This is a genomic window from Corynebacterium belfantii, assembly GCF_041898185.1.
Lineage (GTDB): Bacteria > Actinomycetota > Actinomycetes > Mycobacteriales > Mycobacteriaceae > Corynebacterium > Corynebacterium belfantii.
In genome coordinates, this window is the sequence record NZ_CP157823.1 from 1,640,478 (window position 1) to 1,664,705 (window position 24,228).

The 24,228-nt window shown below is 49.6% G+C and carries 23 protein-coding genes and 6 pseudogenes; 14 read left to right on the top strand and 15 right to left on the bottom strand.

The window, feature by feature from the left end; all coding sequences use genetic code 11:
- Positions 1–175: 175 nt before the first annotated feature.
- Together ABMV07_RS08180 and ABMV07_RS08185 are read left to right on the top strand one after the other, a co-directional pair.
- Positions 176–442, top strand: a complete 267-nt coding sequence (locus ABMV07_RS08180) for an HPr family phosphocarrier protein (protein ID WP_003851840.1) — start codon at positions 176–178, stop codon at positions 440–442.
- A gap of 166 nt (positions 443–608) precedes the next feature.
- Positions 609–1,229 (top strand): annotated as a pseudogene (locus tag ABMV07_RS08185) (LLM class flavin-dependent oxidoreductase); the annotation flags it as partial.
- Positions 1,230–1,355: 126 nt separating this feature from the next.
- Here the strand turns inward: ABMV07_RS08185 and ABMV07_RS08190 are convergent.
- The gene (locus ABMV07_RS08190; RefSeq protein ID WP_374065037.1) at positions 1,356–1,493 is read right to left on the bottom strand and encodes a hypothetical protein; all 138 of its coding nucleotides are present in this window, start codon (positions 1,491–1,493) and stop codon (positions 1,356–1,358) included.
- 404 nt (positions 1,494–1,897) lie between these two features.
- Here ABMV07_RS08190 and ABMV07_RS08195 point away from each other — a divergent pair.
- From ABMV07_RS08195 to ABMV07_RS08210, 4 genes and pseudogenes are all read left to right on the top strand, one after another.
- Positions 1,898–2,096, top strand: a pseudogene (locus ABMV07_RS08195) (hypothetical protein).
- 295 nt (positions 2,097–2,391) lie between these two features.
- The gene (locus tag ABMV07_RS08200; protein WP_374064511.1) at positions 2,392–2,811 is read left to right on the top strand and encodes a DDE-type integrase/transposase/recombinase; all 420 of its coding nucleotides are present in this window, start codon (positions 2,392–2,394) and stop codon (positions 2,809–2,811) included.
- Between the two features lie 74 nt (positions 2,812–2,885).
- Positions 2,886–3,026 carry a hypothetical protein gene (locus ABMV07_RS08205; RefSeq protein ID WP_374064502.1) on the top strand — a complete coding sequence of 47 codons (141 nt, stop codon included), beginning with the start codon at positions 2,886–2,888 and terminating at the stop codon, positions 3,024–3,026.
- Positions 2,980–3,186: an integrase core domain-containing protein gene (locus ABMV07_RS08210; protein WP_374065018.1), complete on the top strand. Its 207-nt coding sequence runs from the start codon at positions 2,980–2,982 to the stop codon at positions 3,184–3,186. Before ABMV07_RS08205 ends, ABMV07_RS08210 begins: the two co-directional genes overlap by 47 nt.
- An 80-nt stretch (positions 3,187–3,266) precedes the next feature.
- Here ABMV07_RS08210 and ABMV07_RS08215 read toward each other — a convergent pair whose 3' ends face one another.
- The gene (locus ABMV07_RS08215; RefSeq protein ID WP_234917947.1) at positions 3,267–3,425 is read right to left on the bottom strand and encodes a hypothetical protein; all 159 of its coding nucleotides are present in this window, start codon (positions 3,423–3,425) and stop codon (positions 3,267–3,269) included.
- A gap of 91 nt (positions 3,426–3,516) precedes the next feature.
- On the opposite strand from ABMV07_RS08215, the pseudogene ABMV07_RS08220 reads away from it, so the two are divergent.
- Both ABMV07_RS08220 and ABMV07_RS08225 read left to right on the top strand, forming a co-directional pair.
- Positions 3,517–4,022 (top strand): annotated as a pseudogene (locus ABMV07_RS08220) (5,10-methylene tetrahydromethanopterin reductase); the annotation flags it as partial.
- Positions 4,023–4,080: 58 nt separating this feature from the next.
- Positions 4,081–4,746 (top strand): FMN reductase, encoded by a 666-nt coding sequence (locus ABMV07_RS08225; RefSeq protein WP_196981717.1) that lies wholly within the window; start codon positions 4,081–4,083, stop codon positions 4,744–4,746.
- Between the two features lie 60 nt (positions 4,747–4,806).
- On the opposite strand, the gene ABMV07_RS08230 is transcribed toward ABMV07_RS08225, so the two are convergent.
- Both ABMV07_RS08230 and hflX read right to left on the bottom strand, forming a co-directional pair.
- A complete protein-coding gene (locus ABMV07_RS08230) occupies positions 4,807–6,093 on the bottom strand; it encodes a uracil-xanthine permease family protein (protein ID WP_088266443.1) in 1,287 nt (428 codons plus the stop codon).
- An 82-nt stretch (positions 6,094–6,175) separates the two neighbouring features.
- Positions 6,176–7,786, bottom strand: coding sequence for a GTPase HflX (hflX, locus tag ABMV07_RS08235; protein WP_197689870.1), 1,611 nt, complete (start codon positions 7,784–7,786; stop codon positions 6,176–6,178).
- Between the two features lie 145 nt (positions 7,787–7,931).
- On the opposite strand from hflX, the gene ABMV07_RS08240 reads away from it, so the two are divergent.
- Together ABMV07_RS08240 and ABMV07_RS08245 are read left to right on the top strand one after the other, a co-directional pair.
- The gene (locus ABMV07_RS08240; protein ID WP_088266445.1) at positions 7,932–8,681 is read left to right on the top strand and encodes a hypothetical protein; all 750 of its coding nucleotides are present in this window, start codon (positions 7,932–7,934) and stop codon (positions 8,679–8,681) included.
- Between the two features lie 74 nt (positions 8,682–8,755).
- Positions 8,756–9,280 carry a hypothetical protein gene (locus ABMV07_RS08245; protein WP_197692223.1) on the top strand — a complete coding sequence of 175 codons (525 nt, stop codon included), beginning with the start codon at positions 8,756–8,758 and terminating at the stop codon, positions 9,278–9,280.
- A gap of 8 nt (positions 9,281–9,288) precedes the next feature.
- Here ABMV07_RS08245 and dapF read toward each other — a convergent pair whose 3' ends face one another.
- The 3 genes from dapF to ABMV07_RS08260 form a co-directional block, all read right to left on the bottom strand.
- Complete coding sequence (gene dapF, locus ABMV07_RS08250) at positions 9,289–10,182, bottom strand: diaminopimelate epimerase (RefSeq protein ID WP_197689872.1); 894 nt, start codon at positions 10,180–10,182, stop codon at positions 9,289–9,291.
- Positions 10,179–11,087 (bottom strand): tRNA (adenosine(37)-N6)-dimethylallyltransferase MiaA, encoded by a 909-nt coding sequence (miaA, locus tag ABMV07_RS08255; protein WP_088266448.1) that lies wholly within the window; start codon positions 11,085–11,087, stop codon positions 10,179–10,181. Before miaA ends, dapF begins: the two co-directional genes overlap by 4 nt.
- 62 nt (positions 11,088–11,149) lie before the next feature.
- Positions 11,150–11,845, bottom strand: a complete 696-nt coding sequence (locus ABMV07_RS08260) for a hypothetical protein (RefSeq protein WP_196981598.1) — start codon at positions 11,843–11,845, stop codon at positions 11,150–11,152.
- Positions 11,846–12,042: 197 nt separating this feature from the next.
- On the opposite strand from ABMV07_RS08260, the gene ABMV07_RS08265 reads away from it, so the two are divergent.
- Entirely contained in the window at positions 12,043–13,371 is a 1,329-nt protein-coding gene (locus ABMV07_RS08265) for a DUF349 domain-containing protein (protein ID WP_197692224.1), read from the top strand.
- An 81-nt stretch (positions 13,372–13,452) separates the two neighbouring features.
- Positions 13,453–14,613: pseudogene (locus ABMV07_RS08270) on the top strand (N-acetyltransferase).
- Here ABMV07_RS08270 and ABMV07_RS08275 read toward each other — a convergent pair.
- A pseudogene (locus ABMV07_RS08275) lies at positions 14,589–14,777 on the bottom strand (IS3 family transposase); the annotation flags it as partial. The pseudogenes ABMV07_RS08270 and ABMV07_RS08275 sit on opposite strands and share 25 nt — an antisense overlap.
- A gap of 57 nt (positions 14,778–14,834) precedes the next feature.
- Here ABMV07_RS08275 and ABMV07_RS08280 point away from each other — a divergent pair.
- Positions 14,835–16,184 (top strand): IS256-like element IS1132 family transposase, encoded by a 1,350-nt coding sequence (locus ABMV07_RS08280; RefSeq protein ID WP_374063848.1) that lies wholly within the window; start codon positions 14,835–14,837, stop codon positions 16,182–16,184.
- A gap of 27 nt (positions 16,185–16,211) precedes the next feature.
- Here ABMV07_RS08280 and ABMV07_RS08285 read toward each other — a convergent pair.
- From ABMV07_RS08285 to ABMV07_RS08315, 7 genes and pseudogenes are all read right to left on the bottom strand, one after another.
- Positions 16,212–17,419: pseudogene (locus tag ABMV07_RS08285) on the bottom strand (IS3 family transposase); the annotation flags it as partial.
- An 80-nt stretch (positions 17,420–17,499) separates the two neighbouring features.
- Complete coding sequence (locus ABMV07_RS08290; RefSeq protein WP_374063848.1) at positions 17,500–18,849, bottom strand: IS256-like element IS1132 family transposase; 1,350 nt, start codon at positions 18,847–18,849, stop codon at positions 17,500–17,502.
- Positions 18,850–18,970: 121 nt separating this feature from the next.
- Complete coding sequence (locus tag ABMV07_RS08295) at positions 18,971–19,609, bottom strand: hypothetical protein (protein ID WP_088266289.1); 639 nt, start codon at positions 19,607–19,609, stop codon at positions 18,971–18,973.
- A 49-nt stretch (positions 19,610–19,658) separates the two neighbouring features.
- Complete coding sequence (gene miaB / locus ABMV07_RS08300; protein ID WP_196977233.1) at positions 19,659–21,209, bottom strand: tRNA (N6-isopentenyl adenosine(37)-C2)-methylthiotransferase MiaB; 1,551 nt, start codon at positions 21,207–21,209, stop codon at positions 19,659–19,661.
- 154 nt (positions 21,210–21,363) lie between these two features.
- Positions 21,364–21,993 carry a recombination regulator RecX gene (gene recX / locus ABMV07_RS08305; protein ID WP_374064512.1) on the bottom strand — a complete coding sequence of 210 codons (630 nt, stop codon included), beginning with the start codon at positions 21,991–21,993 and terminating at the stop codon, positions 21,364–21,366.
- The gene (gene recA / locus ABMV07_RS08310) at positions 21,983–23,101 is read right to left on the bottom strand and encodes a recombinase RecA (protein ID WP_088266286.1); all 1,119 of its coding nucleotides are present in this window, start codon (positions 23,099–23,101) and stop codon (positions 21,983–21,985) included. The genes recX and recA overlap by 11 nt, the downstream gene beginning before the upstream one ends.
- Before the next feature lie 252 nt (positions 23,102–23,353).
- Positions 23,354–23,545: a DUF3046 domain-containing protein gene (locus ABMV07_RS08315; protein ID WP_196977231.1), complete on the bottom strand. Its 192-nt coding sequence runs from the start codon at positions 23,543–23,545 to the stop codon at positions 23,354–23,356.
- A gap of 86 nt (positions 23,546–23,631) precedes the next feature.
- Here ABMV07_RS08315 and ABMV07_RS08320 point away from each other — a divergent pair, with 86 nt between their 5' ends.
- The gene (locus tag ABMV07_RS08320) at positions 23,632–24,216 is read left to right on the top strand and encodes a biotin transporter BioY (RefSeq protein WP_088266284.1); all 585 of its coding nucleotides are present in this window, start codon (positions 23,632–23,634) and stop codon (positions 24,214–24,216) included.
- The last annotated feature ends 12 nt before the right edge of the window (positions 24,217–24,228 follow it).

Consider the following 24,228-nt stretch of genomic DNA (forward strand, 5'->3'; position numbering starts at 1 on the left):
GAATAGAATCGGACACAGGTGCTCTCAAACTGGCACGGGGTGTCAGAGGTAACCGATGCCACTGCTATGATGCGGTGCAGTATCGTTGCTCGAGGTACGTAATAAAATCGCACTGTTCGCGTAACGTGAGCTTCGATATGATGCTGCGAACAGCTAAATGAAAGGACACCAGTTCATGGCTTCCAAGACCGTTTCTGTCGGATCCTCCGTCGGCCTGCATGCACGCCCAGCGTCGATTATTGCAGAGGCAGCCGGTGAATTTGATGAGGATATATTCCTCACCATCGAAGGCGAAGACGATGATGAGACTGATGCAGCTTCGTCTCTTATGATCATGGCTTTGGGCGCAGAGAAGGGCGATAAGGTTACCGTCACCTCCGAAAACCCTGAGGCTGTTGAGAAGATCGCAGCCTTGATCGAAAAGGATCTCGACGCCGTTTAAGCAACGCCGTGACCACTTTAAAGAGGAGAACTCTTGTTCTCCTCTTTTTTTATTTACTCCTCCCCTGTACTGCCTCTAAGGAGAGAGAAAACCTTGACCATTGTTGACATGTCATATATGATTGCCGGTGTTAGATCACGAATACCCCTTTAAAAGGACCAACATCATACAATTCGGCATTTTCACCATTGGTGACGTTACGACAGACTCCACCACCGGAGTTACTCTCAGCGAACACGATCGCATTAACGCAATGACACAAATTGCATTAAAGGCTGAAGAAGTAGATCTTGATGTATTTGCAACCGGCGAGCATCATAATCCACCATTTATACCGTCCTCCCCTACGACACATTTGGCTTATATTGCAGCGCAGACAAAGAATATTCAGCTATTGACGTCCACCACCCTGATCACCACTAACGATCCTGTAAAAATCACCGAAGACTATGCTTTTCTACAGCACCTTTCCGGTGGACGCGTAGACCTAATGATGGGGCGCGGAAACACCGGTCCCGTTTACCCATGGTTTGGCAAAAGTATCCGAAAAGGTATCCCACTCGTTGTCGAGAACTACCATCTTCTTCGTAAGCTATGGCGTAAGCCCGTGGTGAATTGGAAAGGTGAATTCCGTACTCCATTACAGAACTACACCTCTACTTCAGCACCGCTAGACAACGTTTCCCCATTCGTATGACATAGATCAATTCGGTCTGTACAGATCGCCGAACAAGCAGCATTTTATGGCGATGGATTCTTCCATAACAATATTTTCTGGAATAAAGAGGCTCTTCCGGTTTTAGAGTGCACTGATTGTGTGTCGCATGTTGACGGCGTGGATCAGGCACCACAAGATGTAGTGGTCGAAGTAGACGAGGATGTCCTTGCAGCACTTGTTCATGGTCCTACCCAACTACGCGATCTCAGCGATCCTAGCGTCTTTCATACCAACAAACGTGTCAATGAGCATGCTCATGGCTTTGTTGGCTGCTTGCTTGTTGGTAGTAGTTCCAGGTCTGTTGTAGCGGCGTATAGCCGTCGTCGAAGTCAAACAGTTTTTCAAGCCTCCTACGGGGCTTGTCGGTCAGCAGGTGCATGGGTGGTCAACAGTGTTGTCCGGTTGCGGTAGAGCAGGTCTTTGCTCCCGGCTGCGCCGGACTGTTGTTTCTCACTAAAGCTTGGTGCGACACGTGGTGAGCTTGTCACCGGTTAGGCGTACAACGTGGAATAGGTCTATGACTTAGGTGGTGTTGAAAATGACGTCGCCGGCGGCGGTGGCATAGCCTTGGAAGCCGTCCATGCTGGTGATGGTGACCTGATTATGAAACTTCGCTTTGATTATTTAGTCATGTTCGCAATACGTCAGTGTTTCTTCCTGGGGCAACGTCAAGAAGCCGGGCGGGGCGGATGACGTTTCCATCGCGCCATGTGTGTCGGTTGTGCGACCAGTGTGAAGTGTCCCAGGTTTTGTTCCGTTTGAGTAGACGGGAAAATCTGGAACATGCCAAGAAAATTTGACCAGGATGCCAAAGACCGTGTGATCCGTCTCGTGGAAGACCGCATCTTGGCGGAAAATATGTCGATGCACCCCGCGTGCCAGGCAGTAGCCCCAAAGCTGGGGGTTTCATGGCACACGGCCCGTCAATGGACTTAAGCCTGCCCGCCGTGCGGGAAACATCCCAGAACCTGTGCCTGCAGACTTGGCCGCCGAGAACGCGAGGCTACGTCGTGAAAATCAAGAGCTACGCGACACTAACGAGCTGCTGAAGGCTGCCTCAGCTTTTTTCGCGTCGGAACCAGACCCCAAACGTTAAGAAATGATCCGATTCATCGATGAATACCGGAGTAGTTTTTCCGTCGAGTTCATCTGCACTGGCGTTGAAAAATAACCGGGCTGGTGGGTTTATCACCTCGCGTGGGTATCGCCAGTCCAAGGCCCGAGGACTTAAGTGCTCGTCGCCTTCGTGACAGTTGTGCTGATTGAACGCATTAGAACTGTTCATCGGGATAATTACAGCGTCTTAGGTGTACGGAAAATGTGGCATGCTCTTTACCGTGACGGAATTGATATCGGTCGTGAACAAACTGCTCGGTTGATGTGCCTAGCCGGTGTTTCTGGCAAAGGCAAAGGCAGATCACCTCTCACAACCCGTAAGCCTAATGTGCCTGATCTGCGCCCAGACTTAGTCGAGCGTGAGTTCAAAGCTTCGGGCCCGAATAAACTGTGGGTGGCCGATATTACGTATGTGCGCACGAAGAAAGGCTTTGTGTACGCCGCGTTTGTCACCGACGTTTACTCCCGGAGGATCGTTGGGTGGGCGTTATCAGACTCCATGCGGACTTCAGGTGTTGCCGCTGCAAGCTCTTAACCAGGCGACCCAAGTGTGCTGAACAAACAACAGGGCTCATTCACCATTTAGATCACGGCTCACAGTATGTCAGCGTGGTCTACAACGAGCGACTTGCCCAGCACGGGATTACCGCTTCCACCGGAACTGTCGGGGATTCTTATGACAATGCTCTGGCAGAAAACGTTAATGGCCCCTCACAACAACGAGCTGATCCATACCCGCAGGTGGGATGATGTTGTCGAGGTGGAAATCGCGACGTTCGAGTGGGTGTCATGGTGGAACGAAGATAGACTCCACCAAAGCTTGGGATACCGAACCCCGGTCGAGGTCGAAACCGATTTTTGGAAGCAGAACCCGCCACAGGAAATAATAGAAATCAAGGCAAACGCCTAGGAACAAAACCCGGGGCACTTCAGACTAGGCTGCGGATGACGTGGTCGCGGATTACTTTAGGCTGCCCGCACTTGGGGCATTCATTGATGGGCTCGGCTTCGATGACGGTAACTATCACCGTGTTCTGCGGCCCTGGTAATAGTTTCTCCTAGTTCTGCGGTGCGGTAGATGGTATCGACGATGGCATTTCGGTTGGGCTGCACTGTAGGTCCGTGGTTTTGTACGGATGGTTTAGACACCCTTTTTCCTACAAAGCCAAGAACCCTAGTATCTTGTGCCACGCCCGAACCTCCGGCGAACTAATCAATGCACTCTAAAACCGGAAGAGCCAATAAAGAGCACACTGCTCAAATGGTTAATATTTACCGCCAGCGTTTTGAAAAGTACGGACATGGTCACGCAGATCAGGCCATCGTCGGAATCGGTGGGCAAGTATTCATCGGTGAGGCTGAGGCAGAGGCAAAGAAATTCTTCCGTCCTTACTTTGACAATGCACCGGTTTATGGGCACGGACCAAACCTCGAAGAGTTCATAGAACTTACACCGTTGACCGTTGGCACTGTTGAACAAATCATCGAACGTACTATGCAGTTCGCTGATTGGGTTGGTGAATACCAGCGTCAGCTCTTCCTTATCGACCACGCTGAGCTACCTCTTGAAGTTGTTCTTAACCAAATCGAAATCTTAGGCACTCAAGTTTTTCCCGAGCTTCGTCGCCGCATGGAAGAACGTCGACCTGATGATGTTCCTTCTGATCCCCAAGCCACTCGTTCCTCAAAGCTCACCCGGAGCACCCGCACTTTTTAGTTGAACCAGGTAAAACATCCGCGCAATAGGTGTACGAACCATCAAGATTCCTTGGATAAACGTAAAAGGAGAAGGTAAAAATACATTATGCGTACACTGACAGTCATTTCCGCAGGTCTTAGCACCCCCTCATCAACCCGCCAGATCGCAGACTCAATATCTGAAGCTGTAACCGCAGCAGTTTCTGCCTGCGGCGAAGCCCTCAGTGTTTCCACAATCGAGCTAAGTGAACTTATCCCAGATCTCATGCCAGCTATGACGACTGGGGTACACACGACTAAATTAGAAGAGATTACGTCAGCTCTATCCGCTTCAGATGGGCTTGTTGTAGCGACGCCTGTCTTTAAAGCTAGCTACACCGGTTTATTCAAGATGTTCTTCGACGTACTTGATACGGATGCCCTGACCGGTATGCCCACTATTATCGCTGCTACGGCTGGTACTACGCGACATTCTTTGGTTCTCGATTATGCGCTACGTCCATTGTTATCATATATGCGGGCGGTAGTAGTCCCCACTGGAGTTTTTGCAGCTACCGAAGATTTCGGTGGACCAGAAGGAGCGGAATTCAATAAACGAATCGCTCGTGCAGCAGGAGAACTTGCAAGCCTCATTGTCGAGGAATCTGGCAACGTTGGTGGACTAGGTGGTGTCACCGCTGAAGGACAAAACGTTCGTAAACGTTATACCGGTTCCGATCCTTTGAACGAATTGACTAATTTTGAAGATATGCTCAAGGGCCACAGCGGTTAAATACACGTAAATAGCAAAATTGTGCCCGAAAACCCCTCAGGTTTTCGGGCACAATTTTTATTAGAAACGTGCGTTGTTTCCTTCGCCCACACGAAGATACAACCACTTGAATACAGGATAGAAGACGATAATACCCATTGAACCCCACACGATTCCTTGAAGCTCAATTCCACCAATCACTAAGGTGAGATTACCGATACCGGCGATAAGCGCCACGGCTGCTGCTGTGAGGTTAACTGGGTTATTGAAGTTAACCTTATTGTCTTGCCAGATACGAACACCGAGCATGCCGATCAATCCGTAAAGAACTAATGCAGCGCCACCAAGAACTCCAGTTGGAATAGTAAAAATTAGGGCTCCAAATTTTGGAATGAATGCAAGCACCACAGCTGTAAGCGCTGCTACCCAATATGCCGCTGTGGAATAGACTTTCGTAGCCGCCATGACACCGATGTTTTCGGCATATGTTGTTGTTCCTGAGCCACCGAACGCACCGGCAAAGGTTGTTCCGATACCGTCTGCAATCAAAGCATCACCAGCTAAATCATCAAGGTTACGCCCCGTCATTTCGCTCACGGCTTTGACATGTCCAACGTTTTCAGCAATCAAAACAATAACAACTGGCAGCGTTACTAAAATAGCGTGTGTTGTAAATTCGGGCGTATGAAATTGTGGGAAACCAATCCAAGCTGCCTCGCGAACACTATCACTCGCACCTTCAGCAAGGTTGCCGGTAACAGCGGCAAAAACCCAACCAATAATTACACCAATAAGAATTCCTAGGCGAGCAACCATCCCACGTCCGGCAACCGTAAAAAGCAAAATGCTCGCTAGTGTTACAACTGCAACTAAGGGCTGCGATTGAAAGTTTCCAGCTGCGCTTGGAGCTAAGTTGAGGCCGATCAAGGCAACAATGGCGCCAGTTACTGCAGGCGGCATAACCAAATCAATTACTTTCCTGCCTGCGGCTTTAACAATAAAGCCCACTAGGATTAAGGCAAGGCCAGTCGCAACAACGCCACCGAGTTGTACGCCAATCCCTTCTCCTTGAGAAGCCATCAAAGGTGCGATGAATCCAAAGGAACTTCCCAGATACGAAGGAAGACGATTCCTCGTAATAAGAAGAAACACCATCGTGCTAATTCCGGAGAATAGCAAGGTGGTGTTGACAGGAAATCCAGTGAGGGTTGGAACCAACAATGTAGCGCCAAACATAGCGATCACATGTTGCATTCCAATGCCAATGGTTCGGCTCCAACTGAGCCGTTCCTCAGGTGCAACAACTGCGCCTGGTGCGATGGTCTTGCCATCTCCGTGTAGGGTCCAACCCCAAGATGCTGTGCTCACGAAACCTCATTATGGCTCCCAAACAAGGAATAAAACAAATACAACATCATGGGGCTACCCCATTGCAAATGAAGTCAGGTGCTTAATCGACTCGTAACTCACTCAGTTCCGCCGCAATAGCAGCTGGTAACCGGACGTCGATAAGCGTACCTTCTGCTTCATATTCTTCGCTGAGAACCGTGCCATTACTGTGGAGACGCGACACGATATCTCCACGGGTGTATGGAACGAGCAAGCGCACATGAGTATCGAGGGTATTAAGAAACTGTTCTACCCGCATCTCTAGCTCGGGTATTCCTTCTGCTGTCTTCGCAGATACGAAGACCACATCATCAAGAGCATGACGCAACTCAGCCAAAACTAATGGATCAGCTTGGTCAATTTTATTAACCACAATGATCTCTGGAGGTGCATCTACCTTAAGTTCACGAACAATTTCCGATACCACCGTATTAACGGCTTCGATTTGTTTGAGCGGAAATGGATCAGACCCATCAACAACATGGAGGACAAGATCAGCATCAACGACCTCTTCCAAAGTGGATCTAAACGACTCGACTAATTGAGTCGGAAGGTGACGCACAAAGCCAACCGTATCCGTAAACACAACTGCGCGACCATCTGCAAGCTCCGCACGTCGTGTTGTTGGGTCCAATGTTGCAAACAAAGCATCTTCTACCAAGACACCAGCACCGGTCATAGCGTTGATAAGTGAAGATTTTCCAGCATTGGTATATCCAGCAATGGCAATTTGAGGAATCGTTGACTGCTTTCGCTGCGACCGTTTCACCTCACGAGCCGTCTTCATACCCGCGATCTCTTTGCGCAGTTTAGCCATATCAGAACGCAAGCGTCGCCGATCTGCTTCGATCTTTGTCTCACCAGGACCACGAAGACCAACACCGCCATTGGATCCGGCACGACCACCAGCCTGACGCGATAGCGCCCCACCCCAACCACGAACTCGAGTAATGAGGTACTCCATCTGAGCCAAGCTTACTTGGGCTTTGCCTTCTTTAGATTTCGCATGTTGAGCGAAAATGTCCAAAATCAACATTGTACGATCGATGACTTTGATATCGAGGGCCTTTTCCAGAGCAATCATCTGACTCGGCGAAAGCTCACCGTCGCAAATAACCGTATCGACGCCTGTCGACGCCACAATTTCTTTGAGTTCCGACACCTTGCCGGAACCGATATAAGTTCCTGGGTCGGGCTTATCACGCTTTTGGTACAAGACTTCGACCACGTCTGCACCCGCAGTCTCCGCCAGCGAAGCCAATTCATTCATATTCGCTTCGATCTCTGCAGTCGTCCCCTTGGTCCACACCCCTACTAGGATGACACGTTCCAAGCGTAACTTACGATATTCGACGTCATAACCGTCATCCTGATCGGTTGCATGGATCTCTGAGCCACGCGTCAACGACCTTAAACTCGATCGAGCTTCCAGATCTAATTCGCCGACAGTCGGTGTGTGGTCAGACACATTCTTATGCCCTTCCGACACCGATTTTGCCACAATCAAGTCAGTAAAGTCCTCGCCGTCATCCGCAGAGCGGCTCACAGGTTTATGATCGCGAAATGCACGTGCCAAAAGCTCATCATGTGAGCTATAGTTTTTCTCCCCTTGACCAGCAAGAATATGAGACTGTGCGCCAGGTTCCGAGTTTTTAAAAGTATTATTTGTCATCGTTATTACACATTCTTCCAGTTTCTTGGTGGTGCAGCCACCTTTTACGAGGATTCTCGCTCACAGCGAACGACCTATTCACCCGCCTTTAACGATGCCGTCTCGATGCCCGACTTCTGGACGAGAGAAGTTACAATCGTAGATTATGAGCAATGACCTCCTCAGCATCGGAATGACCTTCGATAAATGGCAATATGCCGTCGAAGCAGCAATTGCCACAGACAATCTCACCGTTACGGGAGAAGTACGCGGTGGACAACTCATCCAATACGCCGATGAGTCTGGTGCAAACATTAATATCTTGGCCGTCGAACCGTTTGCTACTTTCGCTGGATTCCAATCCGCAACCATGACCTTTGCCCACGTCAGTATGATTAATGACGTTCTTGCACTGTGTGACATCGTGGACTACAACGGGGAATCCATCACATCTATTACCTGTAATTTGGCGCAAGGCCCACTTCTGATCGACGAACCTGAGCAACGGTGGCAGCAGCTCGGAGTGACAGCGTTAGCGCACAATGTCGCACTACATGCCACTGAGTCGGAATATTTAGCTGCCAATCCCAATGGGCACCTCGGAGAATTAATCAGTAAAGGCGCTGCCATTGTTGCAGAAGGAAACGGCTCTAACACCCCAGATGCTTCCGCGTATTTCGCCGCCCGAGTCTTGTCGGCGGAATACCTCACCAACACTCTTACCAGTGAACAATTCATTCATGTAACAGTTGATGGAAATTTCCCCTTCGATATTTGCTTACCCTCAAGTGTTCCGCTGCCCGAACGTGACATGATCCTAGAAGCAGATGCACTTCTAGTCGGATCCGTTGTTATCCCACAAGGCGGCGGATGCGGCGGCGGATGCGGTGGTGGCGGCTGTGGTTGCGGCCACTAAGGATGCTTTTAACAGATCCCATAAATTACCGCAAGATCGTCATTGACACAACTTGATGGAAGGAGCGAGACATTATGCCAGAATTTGCTGGACTGGAAAGTTCCTCGCGGCTGCCTTGGTGGCCGTATCTAGTCATCGCTCTTTCTTGTTGTGTTTTAACTTGGCTGCTCAAAACGCCCGGCGTCTTCTTGAGCATTATCCTTTTTATCGCGATCTATTACATGATCGATCATCATCCCAACAGTGCAGAAATTGATTCTCTACGGTCATCAGTCATCTTGTCTGTAGAAGATATCGAAGATATCGAGGCGCAATATAATCGCTTTGCACATGGATCAGATGCTTCCAGCATTGCAGATCGCACACTAAACCGCCCCGAACTGCTCAATACTTTTAGTACCGTTCCTGAAATCGAAAGTTTTCACTATTTACTTTCAAATTCAGACCGTTTTATTCAACGCGTACGTCTTCATCTCAACAAGTCTCTGAATACTTCTCAGTTAGAAAAGCTTCTCGACATCACCGACCAGAGAGCATCTCAACTCCAACAAGCTTGGACCGATGCACGCCGAGCCGCACGTCGGTACACCGAAAACTAGATTTTAGATTAGTTTTTCTTCAGTCCGGCCAGATTGATATTCCCCGAGGCGACGATTCGTGATGGGCCAGTCAAAGTTGATTCATCCCCCTGAATAGTCACCCTGACCTTACCTCCTGGAACGACTACAACCACTTCCCCATCGGCATATCCAGTATCAGCTAATGCCGCCCGAGCCGTAGCCACAGTGCCAGTTCCGCAACTTCGAGTTTCTCCAACTCCTCGTTCAAAGACACGCATATGCGTAACACCTTGAATTAAGGGCGTAGCGATTTCAACGTTTACGCCTTCTGGGAAAAACTTCGGGTCAAATAATGGTTTGACTAAATCAAGATTTTCAATGTCTTCTTGACCATACCCAGGAACAACACATGCCAAATGCGGGTTACCCACATCAACGCTTAAACCAGCGAATTGTTGTGACCCGATTGTGCATGTAGATACACCTGTGACTTCCGCCGAGCCCATATCAACCGTAACTTCAGCCTGTGAATCATCAAAGCTACGTACTTTGACAAAACGTGCCCCGGCACGGGTACCTACAACAAACTCGTCTTCGTCTTTAATTCCATGAGCTCGTACCCAATGGGCGAAAACTCGCGTTCCATTGCCACACATTTGAGCAGTTGATCCATCTGCATTGTAATAGTCCATAAACACGTCAGTCGCAGCTACTCCGTCTGGAAGAGCAGCGAAAACTCCCGCTTTCAGAAGCGCTTGAGCTGTTGCTACGCGGAGAAGTCCATCGCCACCAATTCCGCTTCGGCGATCACATAGTGCGGCAATGAAATCTGGTGTGAGCCCAATTTTCGCATCTAAGTCGGGGATGATAACGAAATCGTTTTCCGTGCCGTGCCCTTTATAGAAGGGCAACTGTGCATCGTGAGTATTCATGTAGGTCATGACAGCAATGATAACGCCATAGAGAAAGTATCTCCGCTCGCATCGATCCAATGAATTCTCGGATCGCGTCTGAACCAGCTTCGTTGCCTACGCACGTAGCGACGAGTTCCGATCTTAGTGTGCTCAATCATCTCATCAACACTCAGCTCACCAGCAAAATGTTGAAGTACTTGCGCATACCCAATGGCACGACCAGCTGTCGAATCAGCTATCAGCCCTTTTCCTACGAGGTTTTCTACCTCGTGGACAAACCCTTTTTCAAACATCAGCTCTGTGCGAAGATCGATTCGAGGGTTAAGCCACTCTGCATTAGTTCCTAACCCAATAATCTGGGTATTCCAGCGTGGTGGAGCATCCTTAGGGGGCTGACTGGCGTTGAAGGGTTTTCCGGTCAACTCAATAACTTCTAACGCCCGTACAGTTCGACGAGGATCCTTAAGCTCAATGATACTAGCTGCTTGAGGATCCTTTTGCGCCAATAGTGCGTGAAGCGCTTCGACACCGACTTCATTAAGTTTTGATTCCCATTTCGCACGCACGGATGGATCAGTGGGCGGGAATTGCCAATCGTCGACAAGCGATTGCACATAAAGCATCGATCCACCGACTAAAACGGGGGTTTTGCCACGGCGTAGAATGTCTTCTACCACTACAATCGCTTGGCTTTGATAACGTGCAACTGACGCTGTTTCAGAGGTATCCCACACATCAAGCAAATGATGCACAATACCATCGCGTTCCTCAAGTGTGAGCTTGGCGGTGCCGATATCCATGCCTTTATAAAGCTGCATCGAATCGACGTTTACTACCTCGCCGTTAAGATGATGCGCTAACGATACTCCGAGCGCAGACTTACCTGACGCAGTCGGCCCAACAACCGCAATAGGTGTCGTGGGATTATCCATACGATCGGATTGCCTTTCTTTGATTTTGTTTCCCCAGAAATTGGCGCAGTGCATTATTCGATTCAAGAGCAAAGCTGTAATAGCGCCACGTATCTGCCCACACCTAAAGTCGAATCTGACAACAGTAATTGAACCGATAAATAAGAGTACTGGAATAGCTCTAGCCATTGCGAAGGGTTAACTACCCCTGCGCGTAATAGATCATCTTTGGAAACTGTCTTTGTCGCCGATTGCAGCCACGTTGGCTCTACGGTGCCCTTATTACTGGCATGCGACAAACAATTCACGATCGCATTGTGGAATTCCGCAGCCTTCGGATTAAAACCCAGCGGTGCACGCTGGGTTAGAGCAGCGGGGCCATCTACAGCATAGACAATAAGCTCATTCGGCTCAGCATCTCTTAGACCAGATCCTGTGAGCACTTCCACGTTGGGATTGTGCTCGAGGTATCTGCCAATTAAAAACCGTGCGACCAGCTCTGGTAGATAATTGCCGTCTGATACGGCAGTTTTTCTTCCACCCCAAGCCCGAAACGAACCCGTATGCGCTGTGTATTCCGTATCACGTAAAGAAAAAATGATTCGAATCGTCTTCGGGTTCAATTCGTGCAGTATGTCATCAACAGCAGTCCTAATAAGCTGGCTAATAGGCTCAAATGGTGACAGTTCGGTGACTACGACTGGGCCGCTAGGAACCAACAGTATCCGCGTAGGGTCAGTGCTGTACATGTTGTGAATCACATCGATTTCCGATCCCACAGCTATTCCTTACTCGATAATGTCCGTAATACTCAAACACTTTAATCTGCAACACGGTAAGTTTAGTGGAGTGGAATTCAGCTGCCTTTCTAGGTCGCCCACAGCTTTGCCAGATAGCATGTCAAAGTAATTGAATTGTTGATCGAACATGGCGCCGCGCCGCGCGGCACTCTAGAGCAAGTAAGGAACCACCTGTCATGAGCACTCCGCACACCCCCAAGCCAGGTCCTCGCCCAGGAGCTGTTCCAGTCCCACGTCCTGGAGCTCACGCTGCACGTAAAGTCGTAGCCCCCAATGTATCCGCGATGAACCAAGCCCGTGCTTTTGGTCGTGTTGATGATGATGGCACGGTTTATTTGATTCGCGGTGGCGAAACAAGAAAGATTGGTTCATGGCAAGCTGGCACTCCTGAAGAAGGACTTCAACACTACATTCATCGATTCGAAGATCTTGCTACCGAAGTAGCGCTCTTGGAATCTCGTCTTAAATCTCATCCGAACGATGCTTCGCATATCAAAGAAAAAGCTGGCGAAATTCGTGATGGGCTTGACGACGCTGCGGTTATCGGCGATCTCGATTCCTTGGAAAAACGCCTAAGCTCCATCATCGATGGAGCAGACTCTGCTGGAGAAAAAGCTCGCGAGCTGAAACAGCAACTGCGAGAAAAAGCTATCGAGCAGAAGCAAAAGCTTGTTGCTGAAGCTGAGGAAATCGCCGAAAAATCTACCGACTGGAAAGTCGCAGGCGATCGCATTCGCGAGATTCTTGATGAGTGGAAAACTATCAAGGGAATCGACCGTAAAACAGACGATGAACTTTGGAAACTCTACTCTCGTGCACGCGACTCGTTTAATCGCCGTCGCGGCTCACACTTTGCTGAGCTTGATCGCGGCCGTGCTGCAGCCCGCCGGATTAAAGAGGAACTCGTCGAAAAAGCAAACATCCTCAAAGAATCAACAGATTGGAACGATACCGCTCATGCGTTCAAGGAGCTCATGAACGAATGGAAGGCAGCAGGACGTGCCCCACGAGATGTTGACGACAAACTTTGGGCAGCGTTTAAGGGAGCCCAAGACTACTTCTTCAACGCCCGTAATGCTGTAAACGATCAACGCGACCGTGAGTTTGCTGCCAATGCCGAGGCAAAGGACGCGCTTATCGACGAATACACCCCTTTGATTGACCCTGCGCAAGGACTTGACTCTGCCCGCGAGAAGCTTCGCGAACTGCAAGAAAAGTGGGAAACTATCGGATATGTCCCGCGCAATCGCGTACGTGAATACGAAGAAAAAATTGCTAACTTGGAAAAACGAGTTACTGAAGCAGCCGATGCACAGTGGCGACGCACCGATCCTGCTGCTCAAGCGCGCGCAGCTCAATTCATTTCTAAGGTAGAAGAATTTACAGCTCAAGCTGCAGAGGCCGAGGCAAAAGGTAACACCAAGAAAGCTGAACAACTTCGTGCTCAAGCACAACAGTGGCAAGAATGGGCAGATGCCGCGATTAATGCTGTCGAAAATCGCTGAGAAGTAATTTCACCAGCTAGGTGCGCGATACAGTTCCCTGCCTAAATTCTGACGTCAAGCATGCATAGATACACTCAATGCATGCTTGACGTATACGAATTTCACCGACCAAAGCCATCTTGTAATGTCGCTCTTCTAAAACCGAGTGATGAGCTTCGGTCATTCGTATTTTCATCAAATTTGGCAGCACAGGACATTACAGCCGATATCGCAATCTCGTGCTCAGCAACCACGGTACTAGCAGCCTTACAAGGCAGTTATGTACAATACTCTCGGATCTTCGGAGTATTTTATGTTGAGAACCATACAGTTCAGGACAAACACGAAAATTCAATATTGAATCTTCCCTCTACAACTGACGATTCTCCTTGTGACGTTGCAGGCTTTCCCCTAGCCTATGTAGAAACTGAAGTCTACTTAGCAGCTGATACTAATGTTCTGGCCGCAAACATCGTTCTTGATGCAGAATTACAGCCTCTGGAAGATGAAGACCTGGATGAAGAAGCGTAACAAGCACTTACGCGTTGTTTCGAGCTTCTTTCAGAGACAGCCTTCGAGATGCGGCGACCTATTATTCACCTGCAACTTCCCTACGGAAAAGTTGCGACGAGCGCTCAAAACTTTTGTGTGAATCTATTAATGCAACACGGCTACCGCCTAACACATGAAGAAATTCACGGTTACGTAGTTATACCGTTGGCCTTAGAACGCGTGGAAAACATCCATACTGAATGCTACGAGAATTCAGAATTCCCAGATGAGATCATCCCTGGGATTTTGGAACTTCTCAACCAATCAAATACTGACATCCCCACTAGCGATCTATTACGACAGCCGCAGCCATGGACTTTACAACGCCTTCAACAATCTGCCACAGCAAATAAAAAACGAGGTAATCGAACCTTAACTACTGTTCTACGTGACGATTCTGGCTGTGTACTTGCACTATCCGAAGCATTGCAACGTGGCCATAGCAGCGCTGATCTCGCCGAACAAGGTATAACCATCGTAGATTGCGATCACCGTGATCAGGGTTATGGCACAAGAGTTAAAGCTGCTGCTCTGAAAAATATTCACAACAACTGGCCAAAAGTAAAACGGGTGTTTAGCGACTATAGTTCGCACAACACCCGTATGGGATCAATTAACTCTCGTCTTGGTTTTCAAGGGTTAAGTAGCAGAAGGGGATGCGGACGTTTTGTTAGACACTTTCAACCTCACGCTACCGCAGCCATGCGATAACGCGCGATACTCATACCATTGAGACTAACTTTAATGCGATGATTGTTATAAAACTCGATATAAGCAGCAATGGCATCGTCAAGCTCTTGGATTGTCTGCCACCTCTTGCCGTAATACATCTCATTTTTCATCCGCCCGAAAAACCCCTCGCATGCCGCATTGTCAGAGGGTGTCAGGTGTTTTGTGTGTGAGGCTCTGATCCAGAAGGAGTTTCACTGATAATGACTACCGTGTCACCGAGGAAAGGTCATGACCCGAACAGGGTCAACGAGATCAGCGCTAAGCTGATGGAAAATCCGGAAATCGCCGAACTGATCGGCGAGTTGTCGACTTCCACCGATGATGCCAGCGACCTGGTCAAAGGTCTTTTGCAGGCATCGATCAACGCTGGTCTGCAGGCTGAAATGGACGCGCATCTAGGATACGCGCACTCTGATCGTACGGCGAAAGCCCAGCTGGGCACCCCGGATGGTGGCAATCACCGCAACGGGTCGTACACCAAAACCGTCAACTCTGGCTACGGCACCTTTGATGTGACTATGCCCCGGGATCGAGCTGGCACGTTTACGCCGCGGATGCTGCCTAAAGGCACCCGCCGTCTGACGGAGCTTGATGACATGATCATCTCCCTGTACGCCGGTGGGATGACCGTGCGCGATATTTGCCACCACCTCGCCACCACCCTCGGGGTGGATATGAGCCCAGATACGATCAGCACCATTACCGACGCGGTGTTAGAAGAGGTCATGATCTGGCAAAACCGCCAGCTCGACGAGTTCTACCCAGTGATCTTCCTCGACGCGCTGCGAGTGAAGATCCGCGATGGCCACCGCGTGGTCAACAAGTCTTGCTACATGGCGGTAGGCGTCGACATGGACGGCATCAAGCACATCCTGGGATTGTGGATCGCAGACAATGAAGGCGCCAGTTTTTGGGCATCCGTGTGCGCTGACCTTGCCAACCGTGGGGTCCAAGACGTGTTCATCGTCTGCTGCGACGGGCTCAAAGGCCTGCCGGAAGCCGTGGAGGCAACCTGGCCGAATTCCATGGTGCAGACCTGTATCGTGCACCTGATCCGGGCGGCCAACAGGTGGGTGTCCTACCAAGACCGCAAACCCGTATCAAGTGCGCTACGGGAGGTCTACACCGCACCGACCGAGGACACCGCCCGCGCCGCCCTGGACGCATTCGAGGCCAGTGAACTGGGCCGTAAATACCCGCAATCGGTCAAAGTCTGGCGCGACGCCTGGGACCGGTTTGTGCCATTTTTGCAGTTCCCGCCTGCGGCACGGCGGGTACTCTACACCACGAATTCGATCGAATCGCTGAATGCTGAGCTGCGTAAAGCCACCCGCAACCGCGGCCAGTTCCCGAACGATACCGCGGCGCTGAAAACGCTGTGGCTGATGATCTGCAACATCGAGGACAAGCGCGCTGCCCAGCGAGCGAAGAAAGCGAAGCGCGCCATCGAATGCAACGGCTATATTGAAGGAGCGAAAGCCACCGGGTGGAAACAAGCCATCAACCAACTAGCCGTGGCTTACCCCGACCGATTCGCGGACTACTTGTAAACCAAGCCCCCGCACACAAACAATCGGACACTCTCCATTGTCAGGACTACACCCCTTTTTCGACATCGAACGAACGATGCCATATTTCGCAGTCAGACTATGCCAACTCCGACCACGGTAATGCACACCACGATCTGAATGAATCACTAATGAACCATCCGGTGGAAGACCCTCAGCATCAATAGCGGCCTGCAGCGTAGATTCTGCTAACTCCATAGTGGGATTCACACTCGTCTTAGCAGCAACGACTTTGCCATCGAAACAATCAATAATCACAGACAAATACACCCGCCCCTCATTCGCAGCGAAAACACTAATATCAGTCAGCCACAACGTATTCGCAGCAGTGGCATGAAAACAACGGTTGACCAGGTTCGGCGGAGCCGGAGAAATTTCTCCTTGATAACTGGAATATTTCACCTTCCGCTTCGGAAACCGCACCGTAATTGCTTCTTCGCGCATGAGCCTGCGAACTACTTTTTCACTGATAGTTATGCCTAAATGTCGTAATTGCCACCAGATACGGCGATAACCATAGGTATTATGTGAATCAGAACTGATGCGGTGCACCATGCTGCGAATAGCTGCGTGCTTATCAGGCATGCGTCGTTTTTTCAGGTGGTAATAGAAACTGGATGCAGCAAGACCACTAGCAGCGAGCAGCATTGCTAATGGAAACGTGCTACGCAAAGCGTCAACCACGTCGGTTTTGTGCTTATTACTCAGCTGACCGGGGATGACGCTTACGTCTTTTTTTTATAATTTCCAGCTCCTTTTCCAACACGGCTTTTTCTACCAGCAGCGTGGCCATCTGCTGTTTTAACTGTGTTGGATTATCCGGCAATGATTTTTCTAGTGCTGCTTTAGTAGGGATGCGGCCATGGCCTGCGCGTTCTTTTTTTCGACATCAAGCCCCATTGTCCTTCCTCACGGTAGCGTTGCGCCCAAGCATAGACGCTGGCGTGAGTGTGCAGGCAGCATTCCTGGGCAATATCAGCTGGTCGCCAACCATTGTGGAAAAGTTCTACTGCGCGAAGTTTGACTTCGTATGGGTAGTGGGTCAGGGTTTTGGCTTGTTTACGTGGTTGTGGTGGGGTTTTGGGCTCGCGTAGCCATTTATACAGGGTCCATCTGCCTGGGTAGCCGAGTTCGCGGACTGTTTTAGTCACTGATTGTGTGCGTTTGTAGACCCGCAGTGCTGTGCGCTTCTGCGTGTTGGTGTAGGAACGGTTCATAATGGAATCCTCCAAGATTCCGTCCGCATCCCCTTTTGCTTAACGAGAGTGTCCGATTGTTTGTGTGCGGGGGGCTTGGTTTACAAGTAGTCCGCGAATCGGTCGGGGTAAGCCACGGCTAGTTGGTTGATGGCTTGTTTCCACCCGGTGGCTTTCGCTCCTTCAATATAGCCGTTGCATTCGATGGCGCGCTTCGCTTTCTTCGCTCGCTGGGCAGCGCGCTTGTCCTCGATGTTGCAGATCATCAGCCACAGCGTTTTCAGCGCCGCGGTATCGTTCGGGAACTGGCCGCGGTTGCGGGTGGCTTTCCGCAGCTCAGCATTCAGCGATTCGATCGAATTCGTGGTGTAGAGTACCCGCCGTGCCGCAGGCGGGAACTGCAAAAATGGCACAAACCGGTCCCAGGCGTCGCGCCAGACTTTGACCGATTGCGGGTATTTACGGCCCAGTTCACTGGCCTCGAATGCGTCCAGGGCGGCGCGGGCGGTGTCCTCGGTCGGTGCGGTGTAGACCTCCCGTAGCGCACTTGATACGGGTTTGCGGTCTTGGTAGGACACCCACCTGTTGGCCGCCCGGATCAGGTGCACGATACAGGTCTGCACCATGGAATTCGGCCAGGTTGCCTCCACGGCTTCCGGCAGGCCTTTGAGCCCGTCGCAGCAGACGATGAACACGTCTTGGACCCCACGGTTGGCAAGGTCAGCGCACACGGATGCCCAAAAACTGGCGCCTTCATTGTCTGCGATCCACAATCCCAGGATGTGCTTGATGCCGTCCATGTCGACGCCTACCGCCATGTAGCAAGACTTGTTGACCACGCGGTGGCCATCGCGGATCTTCACTCGCAGCGCGTCGAGGAAGATCACTGGGTAGAACTCGTCGAGCTGGCGGTTTTGCCAGATCATGACCTCTTCTAACACCGCGTCGGTAATGGTGCTGATCGTATCTGGGCTCATATCCACCCCGAGGGTGGTGGCGAGGTGGTGGCAAATATCGCGCACGGTCATCCCACCGGCGTACAGGGAGATGATCATGTCATCAAGCTCCGTCAGACGGCGGGTGCCTTTAGGCAGCATCCGCGGCGTAAACGTGCCAGCTCGATCCCGGGGCATAGTCACATCAAAGGTGCCGTAACCAGAGTTGACGGTTTTGGTGTACGACCCGTTGCGGTGATTGCCACCATCCGGGGTGCCCAGCTGGGCTTTCGCCGTACGATCAGAGTGCGCGTATCCTAGATGCGCGTCCATTTCAGCCTGCAGACCAGCGTTGATCGATGCCTGCAAAAGACCTTTGACCAGGTCGCTGGCATCATCGGTGGAAGTCGACAACTCGCCGATCAGTTCGGCGATTTCCGGATTTTCCATCAGCTTAGCGCTGATCTCGTTGACCCTGTTCGGGTCATGACCTTTCCTCGGTGACACGGTAGTCATTATCAGTGAAACTCCTTCTGGATCAGAGCCTCACACACAAAACACCTGACACCCTCTACTTAACCCGTTTTCAACGAGTCTCGGCAACCCAAATTTGGCAATTGACTCTTTAAAAACGCTTTTATTTCGAACGACGCTTCTCAGCGGCTTGTCGTCGGCGGTTATCTACCAGCAAAGGGTTATCTTCTCCCCTTCGCTGATTTTGGAGATCACGTTGCACACGTGCGACCTCATCAGTTACCTCCGTAGTTGCACGTAGGTGTTCTATCTGACGCTGTTCTTCACTCTTACTAAAAACTACAGCAGACAAAGCGTACACCAACACGACGACTGCAAGGATTTCGATTCCGAAGCCAATTCCGATTCCGGAGAAACCTTCGTTTTCTTTACTTTGCAGGCGCATCCACATGGCAAACAAGGACATGAGCAATGCAATGCCGCTGAGCAAAAATCCAATATTTGCGGCAACCGTTCGACGAGTAAGAATAAGAAATAGATTACACACAATTGCTGCAATAAAGCCGATAAGAACGAAAATATATTCCGCAAGCTTTACTCCAGAATCGGCTGCGGCGCTAGAAAAAGTGAGTACCTGCCATCCTTGGGCGTTTCCTGAATGCGGAAGCACTAACCCCACAGCGAATAGCACCAACGCACCAATCAACAACCATTGAAATCGCCCTACATGAACGAATCGTGCAGCTCGAATCTCTTTGATTCTTAATTCCTGTTCGGTAGCAGATCCAGACGATTCGCTCATGTTCTTCTCCTTAGAATTATTAACGCTCTAGGTTACTGCCACATTACAGCTAACAGCCACATCCACTGCTTTTCGACGTTTCCGAACGCTTTTGTGCTGGGGAGCCAATGGACGGTAGACCCAGCCCAACGCCTACTGGAGCAGTAGTAGGAACTTTACCGACTGCGCTCATATTCCCTGCTTTTGTACGGCGATGCTGTAAAACACCAGAATCTGCAATCAGGAAGAATGGCTTTGCCTCAGTTACTACAGTGGTGATCACGTCTCCTGGGCGAATATCTCCATCAACATGTCCTTGTGGATCGAAATGCACTAGACGGCCATCACGAGAACGCCCAGTCATACGGTGAGTTTTATCATTTTTTCGTCCACCAGATGCTTGAACAAGCAGTTCAACCTCAGTACCGATAAGCTTTGAATTTTCTTCAGTACTAATCCGCTCTTGCAGCGCAAGGAGTCGTTCATATCGGTCTTGGACTACTTCTTTAGGAACCTGATCAGCATAGTCTGCTGCTGGAGTACCAGGGCGAGGGCTGTATTGGAAAGTATAGGCGCTAGTAAAACGTGCTTTTTCAACTACATTCAGCGTATCTTGGAAATCCTCTTCGGTTTCTCCAGGGAATCCTACGATGATGTCAGTGGTAATAGAGGCATGCGGAATCTTTGCTCGCACTTCCTCGAGGATCCCCAAAAATTTCTTTGAACGATAGGACCGACGCATTTCCTTCAAGACTTTGTCGGAACCAGACTGGAGCGGCATGTGGAGCTGTGGGCACACATTGGGGGTTTCCGCCATAGCGTCAATCACATCATGCGTGAATTCTGCGGGATGAGGACTGGTGAAACGTAGACGTTCAAGACCTTCAATCTTTCCGCACGCGCGCAAAAGTTTAGAGAATGCAAAGCGATCGCGCTCGATATCAGGATCGGAGAAGTTCACACCATAAGCATTGACGTTTTGGCCAAGAAGGGTAACTTCACTTACTCCTTGTTCAACGAGAGCTTGTACTTCCGCCAAAATGTCACCTGGTCGACGGTCGACTTCTTTGCCACGAAGCGATGGCACGATACAGAAAGTACAGGTGTTGTTACATCCTACCGAAACCGATACCCAACCTGCATATGCTGACTCACGTTTTGCAGGTAGTACTGATGGAAATTGTTCGAGCGAGTCAACAATTTCCACCTCGGCGCGTTTGTTGTGCTCGGATCGGCTCAAAAGCGATGGCAATGCTCCCATATTATGAGTACCAAAAACCGCATCGACCCAAGGAGCTTTAGCAACCACCGTGTCTTTGTCTTTTTGAGCCAAACATCCGCCAACGGCAATTTGCATGCGAGGGTTCTTTTCCTTCACCGACCGCAACTGCCCTAGGGTGCCATACAGTCGCTTATCTGCGTTTTCTCGCACCGCACAGGTGTTAAACACGACAAGATCAGGCTCTTCACCATCAGCCACCGCATGATATCCCGCTTCTTCTAACAATCCAGATAGACGCTCCGAATCATGAACGTTCATTTGGCAACCGAACGTTCTTACTTCAAAGGATCTTCCTTGACCTACATTAGGTACGCGATGAGACTCTATATCGTTAAACATTTCTTCTTTCGCAGTACGCTCAGAGGAAGAACTAGAATCGTTAATGACTGAATTAGTGTTTTGTTCGGTTGCAGATGACACGAGCAGACATTGTACAAGCCCAATGTGACACGAGCACAATTATGGATCTTGAATTTTGTGACGATACAAGGAACTAACGCCTTATTTCATCAATCCTTGCATCGATTGCTTCTCGCGCTATCTCTAATGCCATCGACTGTGAAAATCCCCGCCGTGCCAAAACCCCCACTGTACGGCGCAATACTTTTTGGTACTCCGGATAGTCACAAGGTTCTTTCTTTATTGATCGAACCTTTTTATAGGCGAGTTCTCGTGCAATATCTTGCTCATCTTCGGGCTGGATATCTCCTACCACGTCTGCAATGATCTCGGTTTTTATTCCTTTATCTCGAAGTTCCCGCGTTAGGGCTTGCCGAGATTTCCCGCGACGTTGACGACGCTGCCGTACCCATTCTCTAGAAAAATTCTCATCATTGAGCAAGTTTGCGCGAACCAGATCTTCAACGACATATTCGACGATGTTTGGGGCAAAGTCGGCTGAAATGAGTCGATTGGTGAGTTCGTAAACTGATCGTGCCCGTTGGTCGAGAAGCAGAAGCGCGCGCTTGCGCACCTTTGCTTTTTCTTCTTCAAGCGCATAATCGAACAAGTCACTGCTTGATGAAGAAAAATTTTGAAGAACGGCTTTCAGCTGCGCAATCTTTTCAGACTGTACAGCTGAAGCATTGCCACTATGAGCAGAATCAGATTGATTATTCGTCATCCGAGTCATCAAAATCTACGTTAGGAACCATGTCTACTGGATCATCAGTCAGCGCATCGTCAGCATCCTTCAATGCAGCGTATTTTCCAATATGAAGCGCTCTGAAGATCTTGTCTTCAATCTCATCGGCCAGTTCTGGCGTTTCTTTAAGATAAAGACGTACTTTTTCTTTTCCTTGTCCGAGCTGGTCGCCTTCATATGTGAACCAAGAACCAGATTTTTTGATAATTCCATTATCAACACCCAGGTCAATAATTGAAGATTCTCGCGAAATCCCCTCACCGTACATGATGTCGAATTCTGCGATCTTAAACGGTGGCGAAACCTTATTTTTGACCACTTTCAAGCGAGTCCGGTTACCAATGGCATCTTGACCATCTTTAAGTGTCTGAATCCGTCGGACATCACACCGAACTGAGGCATAGAACTTCAAGGCTTTACCACCAGTCGTTGTTTCGGGCGAACCGAACATAACACCGATCTTCTCACGAAGCTGGTTAATAAAGATTGCTGTAGTGCCTGAGTTATAAAGCGCACCAGTCATCTTACGGAGCGCCTGACTCATCAACCTAGCTTGAAGGCCAACATGGCTATCTCCCATTTCGCCTTCAATTTCTGCCTTTGGAGTCAATGCTGCAACTGAGTCGATGACAATGATGTCAATAGCACCAGAACGCACAAGCATATCTGCGATCTCCAAAGCCTGTTCACCGGTATCAGGTTGAGAAACAAGCAATGCATCAGTATCTACACCCAGTTTGCGTGCGTAATCAGGATCTAGAGCGTGCTCAGCATCAATAAAAGCCGCAATACCTCCGACTTTTTGAGCCTGTGCGATAGCATGCAATGCGACGGTGGTCTTACCCGATGACTCCGGACCATATACCTCAACGATACGTCCACGAGGAAAGCCGCCAATTCCTAAAGCTACGTCGATAGCAGTGTTACCGCTGGAGATAGCGCTAATGGGCGGACGATTCTCGTCACCAAGACGCATAACCGCACCTTTACCAAAATCCTTTTCGATCATCGCAAGCGCCGCATCGAGCGCTTTCTTGCGATTATCTCCAGTTGGTTGCTGCGTTTTGCTATTTTTTCTTGGCGCCATGATGGGTGCTCCTTTTCTTGTTTCTTTAAAACTTGTTCTCTGTTTATTTAGACGTATTCACTCACCCAAAAGATCCACGGGTGAAAGAAGGGGTAAATTCTACGTTTGTACGGTGATCCGCTCCAACGAACGGTATTGACTATAAGCCTTTAACCCAACGTCACCAGTTATCACAAACCAGAATACACGAATACATGTTCGACAAAAATTTTTAGGCACCTCGAACAAAAATCGTCATATCAATAACAAGAACTAACGGCGCTGTTCAGGAATCTTAAAATCATCACACAAATCAAACCAGACCTGCCTTAAGTCAATCTCGTGTTCGATACTATCTTCGACGGTTTCTCCGGTTCTACTCAGTACATGTGAGTGGACGATCCATGCGCCCTTCATCTGCCCAAACTCCTCTTCAAGCTTCTGATAGAAGGCAGTCAATCGCATTGGTCTTCCTCGATATTCTCATCGGTATGGCTATTGCAACGTTGGATATATGACGCAAACTCCACAGCACAGTACAGTAACTGCTTGTGTCTACATCTTATTCATCTCAAAGAAAACTTCTCGATCTCGCCTATATTGCGGTGTTTGCTGCACTCATCATCGTGTTCGCGTTTGTGTCAATTCCAGCAGGCGCCGCAGGCGTGCCCATCGTAATACAAAATGCCGTCATCGTGCTTGCGGGTCTCATTCTTGGAGCACGACGAGGATTTCTTGCCACTGCACTGTTTCTCGCCCTAGGCCTCATCGGTCTGCCGGTTCTAGCGGGTGGTCGTTCTGTCCTCGCTGCACTTCCTGGACCAACCGTCGGCTATTTGGTGGGCTACTTGGTATCAGCACTGGTTGCCGGCGTAGTTGCCTATAACGCACCAAAGCAACCAAAACCGCTTGCCTTTGTCTCTTTCCTTGTAGCTGCGTTATTGGCACTTGTCACCCAATACGCATTTGGCACGCTAGGACTCATGATTCGCGCCGACATGGACTTCAATAAGGCATTGCTCGTCAACATTCCTTTTATTGGCCCCGACGTTATTAAGATGGTGGTAGCAGTTTTCATTGCAATCGGAGTCCACGCAGCATTCCCCGATCTAAGAACTTCATCCAAAATGAAATAATATGTAAAAGCA

What these genes read in the sequence shown, in the direction of transcription:
- ABMV07_RS08290 (WP_374063848.1), bottom strand. Translation starts at nt 18,849, where the DNA reads ATGACTACCGTGTCACCGAGGAAAGGTCATGACCCGAACAGGGTCAAC.
- ABMV07_RS08315 (WP_196977231.1), bottom strand. Translation starts at nt 23,545, where the DNA reads ATGCGATTGACTGCCTTCTATCAGAAGCTTGAAGAGGAGTTTGGGCAG.
- ABMV07_RS08180 (WP_003851840.1), top strand. Translation starts at nt 176, where the DNA reads ATGGCTTCCAAGACCGTTTCTGTCGGATCCTCCGTCGGCCTGCATGCA.
- dapF (WP_197689872.1), bottom strand. Translation starts at nt 10,182, where the DNA reads ATGACCTACATGAATACTCACGATGCACAGTTGCCCTTCTATAAAGGG.
- ABMV07_RS08295 (WP_088266289.1), bottom strand. Translation starts at nt 19,609, where the DNA reads ATGAGCGAATCGTCTGGATCTGCTACCGAACAGGAATTAAGAATCAAA.
- miaB (WP_196977233.1), bottom strand. Translation starts at nt 21,209, where the DNA reads ATGTTTAACGATATAGAGTCTCATCGCGTACCTAATGTAGGTCAAGGA.
- miaA (WP_088266448.1), bottom strand. Translation starts at nt 11,087, where the DNA reads ATGGATAATCCCACGACACCTATTGCGGTTGTTGGGCCGACTGCGTCA.
- ABMV07_RS08280 (WP_374063848.1), top strand. Translation starts at nt 14,835, where the DNA reads ATGACTACCGTGTCACCGAGGAAAGGTCATGACCCGAACAGGGTCAAC.
- recX (WP_374064512.1), bottom strand. Translation starts at nt 21,993, where the DNA reads ATGACGAATAATCAATCTGATTCTGCTCATAGTGGCAATGCTTCAGCT.
- ABMV07_RS08225 (WP_196981717.1), top strand. Translation starts at nt 4,081, where the DNA reads ATGCGTACACTGACAGTCATTTCCGCAGGTCTTAGCACCCCCTCATCA.
- recA (WP_088266286.1), bottom strand. Translation starts at nt 23,101, where the DNA reads ATGGCGCCAAGAAAAAATAGCAAAACGCAGCAACCAACTGGAGATAAT.
- ABMV07_RS08210 (WP_374065018.1), top strand. Translation starts at nt 2,980, where the DNA reads ATGGCCCCTCACAACAACGAGCTGATCCATACCCGCAGGTGGGATGAT.
- ABMV07_RS08245 (WP_197692223.1), top strand. Translation starts at nt 8,756, where the DNA reads ATGCCAGAATTTGCTGGACTGGAAAGTTCCTCGCGGCTGCCTTGGTGG.
- ABMV07_RS08240 (WP_088266445.1), top strand. Translation starts at nt 7,932, where the DNA reads ATGAGCAATGACCTCCTCAGCATCGGAATGACCTTCGATAAATGGCAA.
- hflX (WP_197689870.1), bottom strand. Translation starts at nt 7,786, where the DNA reads ATGACAAATAATACTTTTAAAAACTCGGAACCTGGCGCACAGTCTCAT.
- ABMV07_RS08265 (WP_197692224.1), top strand. Translation starts at nt 12,043, where the DNA reads ATGAGCACTCCGCACACCCCCAAGCCAGGTCCTCGCCCAGGAGCTGTT.